This is a genomic window from Yoonia sp. (genome assembly GCF_046498525.1).
Classification (GTDB): Bacteria; Pseudomonadota; Alphaproteobacteria; order Rhodobacterales; family Rhodobacteraceae; genus Yoonia.
This window is the reverse complement of the sequence record NZ_JAWOAN010000217.1, coordinates 1-12,911: the sequence shown is the minus strand read 5'-3', so window position 1 is coordinate 12,911 and position 12,911 is coordinate 1. Positions and strand designations below refer to the sequence as shown.

The 12,911-nt window shown below is 55.7% G+C and carries 11 protein-coding genes and 1 tRNA gene; 9 read left to right on the top strand and 3 right to left on the bottom strand.

All coding sequences use genetic code 11. The features are described 5' to 3' along the window. Together R6T97_RS13320 and R6T97_RS13315 are read left to right on the top strand one after the other, a co-directional pair. Positions 1 to 894: FAD-dependent oxidoreductase (locus tag R6T97_RS13320; protein WP_410349784.1), on the top strand; the 894-nt coding region annotated here is incomplete at its 5' end. Positions 895 to 1,118: 224 nt separating this feature from the next. Next, complete coding sequence (locus R6T97_RS13315; protein ID WP_410349783.1) at positions 1,119 to 1,961, top strand: TerB family tellurite resistance protein; 843 nt, start codon at positions 1,119 to 1,121, stop codon at positions 1,959 to 1,961. Here R6T97_RS13315 and R6T97_RS13310 read toward each other — a convergent pair. Both R6T97_RS13310 and R6T97_RS13305 read right to left on the bottom strand, forming a co-directional pair. Further along, positions 1,951 to 2,601 carry a GntR family transcriptional regulator gene (locus tag R6T97_RS13310; protein ID WP_410349782.1) on the bottom strand — a complete coding sequence of 217 codons (651 nt, stop codon included), beginning with the start codon at positions 2,599 to 2,601 and terminating at the stop codon, positions 1,951 to 1,953. The genes R6T97_RS13315 and R6T97_RS13310 overlap by 11 nt on opposite strands. Positions 2,602 to 2,632: 31 nt before the next feature. Beyond that, positions 2,633 to 3,343, bottom strand: coding sequence for a M48 family metallopeptidase (locus R6T97_RS13305; protein ID WP_410349781.1), 711 nt, complete (start codon positions 3,341 to 3,343; stop codon positions 2,633 to 2,635). A gap of 87 nt (positions 3,344 to 3,430) precedes the next feature. On the opposite strand from R6T97_RS13305, the gene R6T97_RS13300 reads away from it, so the two are divergent. From R6T97_RS13300 to R6T97_RS13270, 7 genes are all read left to right on the top strand, one after another. Beyond that, on the top strand, positions 3,431 to 3,754 hold the full coding sequence (locus tag R6T97_RS13300) for a TIGR02300 family protein (protein WP_410349780.1): 324 nt from the start codon (positions 3,431 to 3,433) through the stop codon (positions 3,752 to 3,754). A gap of 84 nt (positions 3,755 to 3,838) precedes the next feature. Then, positions 3,839 to 3,914: transfer RNA gene (locus tag R6T97_RS13295), tRNA-Ala, on the top strand. Between the two features lie 165 nt (positions 3,915 to 4,079). Continuing rightward, entirely contained in the window at positions 4,080 to 4,859 is a 780-nt protein-coding gene (locus R6T97_RS13290) for a transglutaminase-like domain-containing protein (protein ID WP_410349779.1), read from the top strand. 58 nt (positions 4,860 to 4,917) lie between these two features. Beyond that, positions 4,918 to 6,345: a circularly permuted type 2 ATP-grasp protein gene (locus tag R6T97_RS13285; RefSeq protein WP_410349778.1), complete on the top strand. Its 1,428-nt coding sequence runs from the start codon at positions 4,918 to 4,920 to the stop codon at positions 6,343 to 6,345. Positions 6,346 to 6,349: 4 nt separating this feature from the next. Next, positions 6,350 to 7,291, top strand: coding sequence for an alpha-E domain-containing protein (locus tag R6T97_RS13280; protein WP_410349777.1), 942 nt, complete (start codon positions 6,350 to 6,352; stop codon positions 7,289 to 7,291). An 11-nt stretch (positions 7,292 to 7,302) separates the two neighbouring features. Further along, positions 7,303 to 8,100: a transglutaminase domain-containing protein gene (locus R6T97_RS13275; protein WP_410349776.1), complete on the top strand. Its 798-nt coding sequence runs from the start codon at positions 7,303 to 7,305 to the stop codon at positions 8,098 to 8,100. 48 nt (positions 8,101 to 8,148) lie between these two features. Continuing rightward, entirely contained in the window at positions 8,149 to 8,883 is a 735-nt protein-coding gene (locus R6T97_RS13270; RefSeq protein WP_410349775.1) for a peptidase, read from the top strand. 104 nt (positions 8,884 to 8,987) lie between these two features. Here the strand turns inward: R6T97_RS13270 and rpoC are convergent. After that, on the bottom strand, positions 8,988 to 12,911 hold a 3,924-nt coding region (gene rpoC / locus R6T97_RS13265; protein WP_410349774.1), incomplete at its 5' end, for a DNA-directed RNA polymerase subunit beta'.

Genomic DNA, 12,911 nt, shown 5'->3' with positions numbered 1-12,911 from the left:
GGCAAGATTCCCAAGAAGATGATCGTGATCGGCGCAGGTGTGATCGGGCTGGAGCTCGGCTCTGTTTATGCACGGCTTGGTGCCGAGGTCGAAGTGATCGAATTCCTTGATGCCATTACCCCCGGCATGGACAAGGAAATCGCGCGACAGTTCCAGAAAACATTGATAAAACAAGGCCTTAAATTCACCCTCGGCGCCGCTGTGCAAGGCGTTACCGTCAAGGGCAACAAGGCCACCGTCACCTATAAGCTGCGCAAGGATGACAGCGAACATTCCATGACAGCCGATACCGTTCTGGTCGCCACAGGGCGCAAACCCTACACCAAAGGCTTGGGCCTTGATGCTCTTGGTGTCGCAATGTCAGAGCGTGGCCAGATCAAGACGGACGACAAATACGCGACCAACGTGACAGGGATTTATGCAATCGGCGATACCATCACAGGCCCTATGCTCGCGCATAAAGCCGAAGATGAAGGCATGGCCGTCGCCGAAGGCATCGCGGGCCAGCACCCCCACGTCAACTATGGCGTCATCCCCGGCGTCATCTATACGCACCCCGAGGTCGCCAATGTGGGCGAAACCGAAGAAACCCTGAAAGAACAGGGGCGTAAGTACAAGGTCGGCAAATTTCCGTTCATGGGCAATGCACGCGCCAAGGCAAATTTTGCAGGCGACGGTTTTGTCAAAATCCTTGTCGATGCGACCACCGACCGCGTGCTGGGCGCGCATATCATCGGCCCGATGGCAGGCGACCTGATCCACGAAATATGCGTCGCGATGGAGTTCGGCGCCGCCGCAGAAGACATCGCGCGCACCTGCCACGCGCACCCCACCTATTCCGAGGCCGTGCGCGAAGCTGCATTGGCCTGCGGCGACGGCGCCATCCACGCCTGACCAAGCACGACAGGACCGGCGCAAGCCGCCGGTCCACACGTGTCCCGACATGAACGCATTCCGCGCTCTTTTGAGGCGCGTAAGGAACACTCGTTGTAAAAACAACGCATTGCCCGCTCTCATGCTTGCCTTTTCCGCACTGCGAGACCGAAAACACCATAGTTGCGCCATGTTTTTCTGCATTTTAGGCGTCAGCAACGGGTAATGAATTTCGAGATTTCCGCATGATGCGTTTTATTTTCGCCTTTTTGACAAGTATCGCGACCGCTGGCCCGGCACTCGCATTTGCCGCTGACTCTGGAATGTTCTCTGACCTTGAGTATGTCGCGGATACAGAGATTACCGCCCCAAATGGTGCACCGCTCGCTTTGTGCCACGAGACGCGTGATTTGCGGCTTCTGGGCCTGACGGTATCAAGCAATATAGAAGGGTATGCTCTCGCCATGGACCGATGTGCTGGTGATGCAGAGCGTTCGTTCAGTCAGCAACAGATGGAAACGGCGCAATCGCTGAACCTGATTGACGCAAGCCTTCCATCGCAACCACGCAACGGTCTGCAAAGGACCATTCAGAACTACGGCATCTGGGTTGCCATCAGCCTTGCGCTTTTTGCCGTGATCATTCGCAGGGTGAAATCGCTGATGGGTCTGGATCCAGCGTCACCAATGCGCAAGAAAGCGACTCAACGCATCATCACGGCCATGTGTTATATGGGCAAATGTGATGGGATTGTCGCGTCAAGCGAGATTTTTCTTATCACAAAGGTGGCAAGCCGCCTGACCCGGCAGAGCGTCCCGTCGACCGAGGTGGTGCGCATCGCAGATCATATCGACATGGACCTCACGCCTCAGGACTATCTTGATTTCGGCAAAGGCCTGCGCGATTCCGAGAAAGATACAATGATGCGGGGGGCATTTTTTGTCGGGCTTGCCAGTGGCCGGATCATTCCCGCAGAATATGATTTTCTGAGAAACCTCGCCCACGGGATCGGTATGCCCGGAGAAGATTTCCGCCGCGTGATGAACGAGGCGCTGGAAGACCTCGACATCTACCAGTCTAGCCTTTGAGCATGCGCAACCCCTGAGTCGCATCTGCACGGACGGCAAGACGCAAGCCCGGTTCATCCCCGGCTTTCAGGGCCGCAAGGATGAGCTTGTGATGATAAGGCGGCTCTGTCCTGTTCAGGCGCCCGTAAAGTGCGCGCATTGTCGGGCCCAACTGCAACCAGACCGTTTCCGCCATTGCCAACATCGCAGGGGCCTGTGCACGCAGATAAAGGGTGCGGTGAAACTCAAGATTCATTCGGATATATCCGCTTGAATCATGGCGCGCGATTGCCTGACTGACGCCCTGATTGATCGCTTCCAACCTGTCGATCAATGCAAAATGCGCGCGCGGCAGCGCACGTGACGCCAGTTCCGGCTCTAGCAACGCACGCAACGTAGCGAGTTCCTCAATGCGTTCATTCGACAGCGCGGGTGTGGAGACACGGCCGGAGGACGACAGGAACAAGGCTCCCTCTGCGACCAGACGACGAACCGCCTCTCGGGCCGGTGTCATGGACACATCGTATGTTTTGCCGATCCCACGCAGCGTCAGTGCCTCTCCGGGGGGGATCTCGCCGTGCATTATTTTTGTTCGCAATGCCCGATAGACACGCTCGTGCGCAGCGGTAGTGCTGTCCTGAGGGCGGGGTTGAATCATCATGTATCTTTTGTGATCACTAAATGAAGATTGGTCAATCATCGAAGATTACCCGATGCAGGTGATCCCCCTCTGCGCGCAGCCAGCGGCGGTGCCTTTCATAATCCGGGCAAAGCCCGGCCACGACGGTCCAGAACGACGGCTGGTGGTTCATTTCAACCAGATGCGCGACTTCATGGGCCGCGACATAGTCAAGCACCGCTGGCGGGGCCATGATCAGGCGCCATGAATACATGAGCGCGCCCTGACTTGAACACGACCCCCAGCGTGATCGTGTATCGCGAATCGAGAGGCGGCTATACCCTTTCCCCAATTGCCGCGCATATTTGTCTGAGGCCTGTGCGAGGGCATCCCGCGCGGCATTGCGCAACAAAGCCTTGATTTGCGGGGCAGCAGGGCGCGCAGGGGCCACTACAATCCGATCCTGCAGAAGGCAGGCGCGCTTGCCCGCACAGGCGACAATCGGCGTAGGAACACCACGGAACGGTATAGCGTGACCGACGGCCACCTGCGTTGCGGGCTTCATGTCTTGCATGTGCCCGCGCAGCCATGCCTCTTTCGTGCGCAAGAAGGCGATTCCCTCGCGTTCAGGTGCCCTGTGCGGCAGTGTCAGCGTGACGCGACCATCAAGGCGCGAAATTCTGAGCGACAAACGCTTTGCTTGCGCGGAATGGCGCAAAATCACGTCGATCGGGGGGTTGCCTTCAAGCGTATGACGGCCCATATCCATCTTCTTATCATTCATGTGCCAAAGGCTTTGACACGCCTGCCTGCTTATGGCAGTTGGCATCGATCACCCGCAAGGGAAGACTAGTTTTTGAAGGGATAGCCTATGCCTAAGGAAGAGTGGGGCACAAAGCGCCTTTGCCCCGAAACCGGCAAACGCTTTTACGACCTGAACGCAACGCCAATCATTAGCCCATATACCGGCAATGAAGTTACCGTAGATACGTCCAAGACCCGCACCATGGTTGCGGATGCCGAAGACGCGCAGACCGCCAAGACCAAAGATACCTCCGAGGAGGAGGAGCTGGTGCTCGAGGATGACGACGACGAAGATGATGTCAATCTGGGCGATGACGTTCTGGAAGATGACGACGACGACACAGTCTCGCTTGATGAGCTGGCCGACGTCGCGACGAACGACGACGAATAAATCAATCCGACCGGGCGCGATTTTCACTTGATCTCGCCCGGTGCGCTGCATAGACAGCTGCTCACAGCACTTCGCTGTCAGGATGGGGCCTTAGCTCAGTTGGGAGAGCGCTTGCATGGCATGCAAGAGGTCAGGGGTTCGACTCCCCTAGGCTCCACCATTTGCCCATTCCCGCCGAACACTCTGTTCATGGCACCGTTAGTCGGTTCGTGAAGGATGGCGTTGCATGATCGGCCGCTGCACACAGAACTGTCGGCGCGCATATCTTCGAAACCTTTAAAAGGGGTGCAAGCCCCATTAACTCTTATGTATAGGGAGCCAATTGGTGCGCATATCAATTCATACACATCTGAAATATGCACTCACCGATCCGGCGACACTTCTTTTGCAGATTGAAGCAGCTCAAGACGACGCCCAGACGATCGACGACAGTACGTTGCAGGTCGCAAGGCCGGTCGCGTGGAACGTCATCGCGGGAGAGGACGGGATTGGACAACGGCGTTGGGGCGTCATCGAAGGTCTGTTTGAGTGCACTTATCAGGCGCGTATCCGCGTGGAACGTCCCGCAGTGCCGCTTGCCGGATTGCAAGCCAGCCCGATTTCCACCTTGCCGGGAGCCGTGACGCCATATCTGATGCCATCGCGATACTGCCACCCAGAGGCGTTTTTTACGTTTGTCCCCATGCAATTCGGCGATGCGGCAGGCGGTGCACTGGTGGCGCAGATGGCCGACTGGATCGGGAGCAATTTCACCTACGACAACCGCGCCAGCACGGGCGCGACTACTGCGACCGACAGTTTTCATGCGATGGCTGGCGTCTGCCGCGACTATGCCCATGTCCTGATTGCAATGGCGCGTTCCGTCGGTATTCCGGCCCGGATGGCGAGTGTCTATGCCCCCGGTGTGAACCCGCCCGACTTTCACGCGGTCGCCGAGGTCTATCTGGAAGACAAGTGGCATCTTGTCGATCCCACCGAAATGGCGCATCCTGCAGAGATGGTGCTTATCGGCGTGGGTCGCGATGCAGCCGATGTGTCGTTCATGACATCCTATGGTCAGATGGATTTGGTCGCACAGTCTGTCAATGTCACATCTGTCGCATGAACTGCAGACCGGATTGTTATTGCCTTGTAACTGCAGAGAGGTTCGTTAGCATTGCATTATGACAGTTGAACGACAGTACTTTGATGAAATGCTTTCAGGCGCGCATAGCGTACGCGGACCTTACTCAGAATATGAAAAATGGTTTTCGCAGGAGGACGTGACGCGTCTGTCCAAAAAATCCAAAGAGGCTGAGGCATTTTTTCGCAGGACCGGCATTACGTTTAACGTTTACGGTCAGGCCGCAGCGCAGGAACGGCTTATTCCCTTTGATCTGATCCCCCGTATCATCGCGCAAAGAGAGTGGGCGAAACTGTCCAAGGGGATCGAACAGCGCGTAAGGGGTATCAATGCGTTTCTGCATGATATCTACCACCGTCAGGAAATCCTGCGGGCCGGCGTTGTCCCTGTCGAGTTGATCGCGCAGAACGAAGCGTTTCTGCCGCAGATGATTGGTGTCTCACCTCCTGGCGGTATCTATACCCACATCGTGGGCACCGACATCGTACGTACCGGTGAGGATGATTTCTTTGTGCTTGAGGACAACGCACGCACCCCCTCTGGCGTGTCCTATATGCTCGAAAACCGTGAAACGATGTTGCAGATGTTCCCCGAGCTTTTCAGCCAGATCAAGGTGCAGCCGGTCAGCGACTATCCCAAGAACCTGCGCCGCTCTCTTGCCGCCTGCGCACCGCGCAATTGCAACGGCAAGCCGACTGTGGCTGTCCTGACACCGGGCATTCACAATTCTGCCTATTTCGAACATTCCTTTCTGGCCGATCAGATGGGGGTGGAGTTGGTTGAAGGGCATGACCTGCAAGTCGTTGACGGCAGGATCGCGATGCGGACGACCGAAGGATATCAGGTCATCGACGTGCTTTACCGCCGTGTAGATGATGATTTTCTTGATCCGCTCAACTTTAACCCCGTTTCGATGCTGGGTGTGCCCGGCATCATGGATGTCTACCGCGCCGGTAACATCACGATTGCCAATGCCCCCGGGACCGGGATTGCGGACGACAAGGCAATCTATTCTTACATGCCTGATATTATCGAGTTTTATACCGGTGAAAAAGCGATCCTGAAGAACGTCGAAACCTACCGTTGTTCGGACCCCGACAGCTTGAAATATGTCTTGGATAACCTCTCTGAACTGGTGGTCAAAGAAGTGCATGGCTCTGGCGGTTACGGCATGTTGGTCGGCCCTGCCGCCAGCAAGAAAGAACTGGCCGCCTTTGCCGCCAAGTTGCGCAGAACGCCGGCAAATTACATTGCCCAGCCAACACTTGCACTTTCAACCGTTCCGATCTTCACCAAAAAGGGGCTTGCCCCAAGGCACGTCGATCTGAGGCCCTTTGCGCTGGTGTCACCAAACGAGATGAACATCACACCCGGCGGTCTGACGCGGGTTGCGTTGAAGGCCGGGTCGCTCGTGGTCAATTCGAGCCAAGGTGGCGGCACCAAGGACACTTGGGTTCTGGAGGACTAGCGCGATGCTTGGTAAAACCGCAGGTGGCATCTATTGGATGTTCCGTTTCCTTGAGCGTAGCGAAAATACCGCACGTCTGATCGAGGCCGGATTTCGGATCGCGCTGACCCGATCAAAAGACCCTGCCTCGGAATGGAAATCCGTTCTGACGACGGCAGGTGTGCGGAAATATTATGATCTGAAATATGACAGTTATACCGCAACCAATGCGTTGGATTTCCTGTTGCGCGACCCCGACAATCCAACGAGCGTCATTTCGTCGATCGAGAATGCCCGCAGGAATGCGCGCATGGTCCGCACCGCCTTGACCACCGAAGTTTGGGAAGCCGTCAACGAAAGCTGGATGGCTTTGAAAGTCGCGTTGAAGTCCCCCGTGACGGAGACCAAGTTGCCGGCCGTGCTGGCGGAAATCCGCAGGCACACCGCATTGGTACGTGGCGCCGTCCATGGGACGATGCTGCGCAATGACATCTTTGATTTCACACAGATCGGGATCGCACTGGAACGTGCGGACAACACTGCGCGAATCATCGACGTTAAATATTACACGTTGCTGCCTTCAGCCAGCTATGTGGGCTCGGCGCTCGACAATGTGCAGTGGGAAACGATCCTCAGGTCAGTGTCAGCGCATCGCTCTTTTCGCTGGCTCAATAGCGACGATATTTCGCCGGCGAGTATTGCCGATTTCCTGATTTTCGACAGCAGGTTCCCGCGTTCATTGTCTTTTTGCAGCCGCCTTTTGGAAGACAGCCTGGGTTATCTTGCCAAGGACTATAAGTTCCGTATGCCTTGCCATGATATGATCGACGCACAACGTGAAAAGCTGCGCGGGCAAGACATTTCAAGCGTCTTTGACGAAGGCCTGCATCATTTCATCACGTCTTTCATTCGTGAAAACAACGCGTTGGGGATGCAGATCGAACGAGACTACAGGTTTGTGGGGTAGATATCAGGATCATGAGACTTCGGATTCAACATACCACAAGATATATCTATGATGCTCCGGTGTCCTACGGCTTACAGCAGGTCCGCCTGACCCCTTGCAGTTCCAGACATCAAACGGTGCACGACTGGAACGTCACGATTTTGGGCGCTGCAACCGAGCTCGAATTTGAAGACCAGTACCAGAATAAGACTTTACTGGTAAAAGCCGACGCAGGCGCCACGGAAGTCTCTGTAGATGTCATGGGCGAGGTTGAAACACACACGTCCGACGGGATTTTCGGCAAGGTCTATGGCACGGCTCCACTTTGGCATTTCGGTCAAAGCACGCCGCGAACAAAAGCAGGTAGACATGTCAGGAAACTTGCGAAAACCGTTTTGAAATCGCCAGACACACTCAACGGTCTGCACGCGCTGTCGCGTGCGATCATTGAAGCAGCACCTTACAGCACAACGGGAACGGATGCTGGAACAACCGTAGAAGAGGCTCTGACTGCAGGTGTAGGTGTTTGTCAGGACCATGCCCAGATCTTCGCCTCGGCGGCCCGCGTTGCGGGTATTCCAGCGCGTTATGTCAGTGGTTATCTGATGATGAACGACTGCATCGATCAAGACGCAAGTCATGCATGGGCCGAAGCCCACATTGACGGGCTTGGCTGGGTTGGGTTTGATGTGTCGAATGGTATCTGCCCTGATGAACGTTATGTCAGGCTTGCAACGGGCCTCGATTCACGTGACGCATCGCCGATAACAGGCGTGCGTTTGGGTTCTGCCAACGAGTCGATGATTGTAACGTTGCAAGTTCAGCAATAAACACGCATCTGAACATCGATATCTTCAACTCCCGCACTGGATACAAAGATGACTTATTGCGTCGGACTTCGCCTTAATCAGGGCATTGTCTTTATGTCTGACACCCGCACAAATGCCGGTGTCGACAACTTTTCCGTAACACGAAAAATGTTTACCTGGAGTGTTCCCGACGAGCGGGTCATCACTGTCATGACAGCAGGCAATCTGGCGACGACGCAGGCTCTGATCAGCCTGTTGGACGAACGGTCAAAGATTGTGTCAGAGCGCAATCCAACCATCATGGAATTGCCGACGATGTTCCAGATAGCCCGCATTGTCGGTGAGACATTGCGCGAGGTGATTGAGCAAAGCGGCCCGGATGGCCAGGAAGCTGCTTCAAAATTCAAGGCGACAGTCATTTTGGGTGGCCAGATCAAAGGTGGAAAACCGACGATCTTTCTCATTTATCCAGAGGGCAATTTCATTGAAGTTACTGATGATAACCCCTTCTTTCAGATAGGCGAAACCAAGTACGGCAAGCCGATTCTCGTGCGGGCCTATGATCCTGAAATGAGCTTCGAAGACGCGATCAAGCTTTTGCTGGTGTCCTTTGACTCGACCATCAAGGCGAACCTATCAGTGGGGCTCCCGCTTGATTTGCAGACCTATGCTGCCGACAGTTTTGAAGTCTCTGACAAGCCGCGGATTGAAGCGGATGACGTATATTATCAAACGGTTTCCAGCAGTTGGGGCGAAGCCCTTCGGAACGCCCTGACGCAGATGCCCAGCTACAAAGCTGATTGATCGCATCTTGTGACGGCGTTCTGCAATCTTGGCCAAACACCCACCAGAGCAACAAAAAAGGCCCCCGCAAAACGGGGGCCTTTTTCAATTCTGTGAACCATCAGTTACGCGTCGTCACCTTCAGGCGTTTCAACTGCATGACCGAAAACCTGATCCTCTTCTGATACCTCTGCCATCTCCATCGGGGCGGCAAGGCGAGCAGCCTCTTCGGCCTCTTCACGGCGGGCTTCGATCACAACATTGTCGCGGTCTGCAGCCACACGGCGTACCTGCTGTGTAGCACCACCTGTACCGGCGGGGATCAGACGGCCCACGATGACGTTCTCTTTCAGACCGATCAGCTTGTCACGCTTGCCTTGCACAGATGCTTCGGTCAGCACGCGTGTCGTTTCCTGGAACGATGCCGCAGAGATGAACGAACGGGTCTGCAACGACGCCTTGGTGATACCAAGCAAGATCGGCTCGCCTGTCGCAGGACGATCGCCGCGCGCCAGAGCCTTTGCATTGGCTTCATCAAATTCGGCCTTATCGACATTCTCGCCCTTCAGCAGAACAGTGTCTCCGCTGTCCTGAATCTCCCACTTCTGGAGCATCTGACGCACGATGACTTCGATGTGCTTGTCGTTGATCTTCACACCCTGCAGGCGGTAAACGTCCTGCACCTCGTCGATCATATAGTCCGCAAGGGCCTCGACCCCCATAACCGCAAGAATATCGTGCGGAGCCGGGTTGCCATCCATGATGTAGTCACCCTTCTGGACAAAGTCACCTTCCGCAACCGGAATGTGCTTGCCCTTGGGCACCATGTATTCGACCTTAATGTCCGCATCATCGGCAGACTCAATCGCGATACGGCGCTTGTTCTTGTAGTCCTTGCCAAAGCGCACGTAGCCGTCGATTTCGGCGATGATCGCGTGATCCTTTGGACGACGGGCTTCGAACAATTCGGCGACACGCGGCAGACCACCGGTAATGTCCTTGGTCTTGGCACCCTCACGCGGGATACGTGCGACAACATCACCTGCCTTGATTTCCTGTCCGTCTTCGACAGACAGAACAGCATCCACCGACATGGGATAGGCGACAGGGTTGCCATCGTCCTTGACCACTGGTTCGCCATCGGCACCTACCACAATGATCTTTGGCGCAAGCTCGTTGCCCTTCGGTGCCGCACGCCAGTCCGACACGATGCGCTGGGTCATGCCCGTTGCTTCATCCGTGTCTTCGCGGACTGCAATACCGTTGATCAGATCGACGTACTTTGCCGTACCCGACTTTTCGGCGATGATTGGCAGTGTGTATGGATCCCACTCGAAGAGCTTATCGCCGCGCATCACATCAGCGCCTTCTTTGACAAACACCTTGGAACCATAGCCGACTTTGTGGTTCGCACGCTCTTCGCCGTCCTCACCGAGGACCGACAGTACCATGTTGCGCCCCATGACAACCATTTCGCCGGATGCATTCTCCAGCAACTGGGCGTTGCGGAATGCGATCCTGCCGGGCTGCGATGCCTCAAGGAACGACTGCTGGCCACCTTGAGCAACACCGCCGATGTGGAAGGTCCGCATCGTCAACTGTGTGCCTGGTTCACCGATGGACTGCGCCGCGATGATGCCGACGGCCTCACCGATGTTGACGCGCGTACCGCGGGCAAGGTCACGACCATAGCACATGGCGCAAACGCCATCCTCAGCTTCGCAGGTCAGCGGGCTGCGGATACGCATCTTGGTGATGCCGGCCACATCGATCATGTCCGCCTTACGTTCGTCGATCAGTTCACCTGCTTCGACGATCACCTCATCCGTACCCGGCTTGAGAACGTCATCCGCAGACACACGGCCCAACACGCGTTCGGCCAGCGAGGAAACAACCTCACCGTCGTTCACGGCGGCTTCGGCCGTGATCGCGCGCTCTGTCCCGCAATCGACCTCGCGGACGATGCAGTCTTGGGCGACGTCCACCAGACGACGTGTCAGATAACCCGAGTTCGCCGTCTTCAACGCCGTATCCGACAGCCCCTTACGGGCTCCGTGGGTGGAGTTGAAGTACTCAAGAACGGTCAGACCTTCCTTGAAGTTCGAGATGATCGGCGTTTCGATGATTTCACCATTCGGCTTGGCCATCAGGCCGCGCATCCCACCCAACTGCTTCATCTGAGTGACCGAACCACGCGCACCGGAGTGGGCCATCATGTAAACCGAGTTCGGCTCACCTTCGGCACCATCCGCCAAGAGTGGCGTGGTCGAGATCGTGGTCATCATCGCGTCGGTAACTTTGTCGTTGGCCTTTGACCATGCATCGACAACTTTGTTGTACTTTTCACCCTGAGTGATCAGGCCGTCCATATACTGCTGTTCAAAGTCTTTCACCTGCTCGCGTGTTTCGTCGACCAGTTCCCACTTGGTGTCAGGCACAACCATGTCGTCCTTACCGAACGAAATACCCGCCTTGAATGCCTCACGGAAGCCCATCGTCATGATCTGGTCACAGAAGATAACGGATTCCTTCTGGCCGCAGTAACGATACACAGTGTCGATGATCTGCTGCACTTCTTTCTTGCGCAGCAAACGGTTGACCAAAGAGAACGGCGCCTTGGCGTTCAAAGGCAACAACACACCCAGACGCAGACGGCCCGGAGTTGTCTCGAAGCGTGTCATCACTTCGTTGCCTTCGTCGTCGATCTGGATCATTCGCGCAGTGATCTTTGCATGCAGGTGTACTTCACCTGCGGTCAGCGCATGTTCGACTTCTTCGATATCGCTGAACGACATGCCTTCACCCTTCATGCCGTGACGCATGATCGTGGTGTAGTAGAGGCCAAGGATCATATCCTGTGACGGCACGATGATTGGCGCGCCGTTCGCAGGCGACAGCACGTTGTTCGTGGACATCATCAGAACACGGGCTTCCAACTGCGCCTCAAGGCTCAGCGGGACGTGAACGGCCATCTGGTCACCGTCGAAGTCCGCGTTGAACGCGGAACAGACAAGCGGGTGCAATTGGATTGCCTTGCCTTCGATAAGCACGGGTTCGAATGCCTGAATGCCCAAACGGTGCAACGTTGGCGCACGGTTCAACATGACAGGGTGTTCGCGGATGACCTCATCAAGAATATCCCAAACTTCTGGACGCTCTTTTTCGACCAGTTTCTTGGCTTGCTTGACTGTGGAAGACAGACCCTTGGCTTCAAGTCGCGAATAGATGAACGGCTTGAAGAGTTCGAGCGCCATTTTTTTCGGCAGGCCACACTGGTGCAGTTTCAGCTCCGGGCCGGTCACAATGACCGAACGACCCGAGAAGTCGACGCGCTTACCCAAAAGGTTCTGACGGAAGCGGCCCTGCTTACCCTTCAGCATATCGGACAGCGATTTCAACGGACGTTTGTTGGCACCCGTGATCACGCGGCCACGGCGGCCGTTGTCAAACAATGCATCGACAGATTCCTGCAACATCCGCTTTTCGTTGCGGACGATGATGTCAGGTGCGCGCAATTCGATCAGACGCTTCAGACGGTTGTTGCGGTTGATAACACGACGATAAAGATCGTTCAGGTCGGACGTCGCGAAACGGCCGCCATCCAGTGGGACCAGCGGGCGCAGTTCTGGCGGGATCACGGGGATCACTGTCAGCACCATCCATTCGGGGCGGTTGCCTGATTCCAGAAAGCTTTCGACGATCTTCAAACGCTTGATGATCTTCTTGGGCTTCAGCTCGCCAGTGGCCTCTTTGAGGTCGGCGCGCAGTTGCTCTGCTTCGGACTCCAGATCGATCTGGGCCAGCATTTCACGGATCGCTTCGGCACCGATATTGGCTTGGAACGCGTCCATGCCGTAAAGGTCCTGTGCGTCGTTGAACTCTTCCTCGGTCATCAACTGGCCATAGCTCAGGTCGGTCAGGCCGGGCTCGATCACAACGTAGTTTTCAAAGTACAAAATACGCTCAAGATCGCGCAGCGTCATGTCCAGCATCAGGCCGATGCGGGATGGCAGCGATTTCAGGAACCAGATGTGTGCAACGGGTGCGGC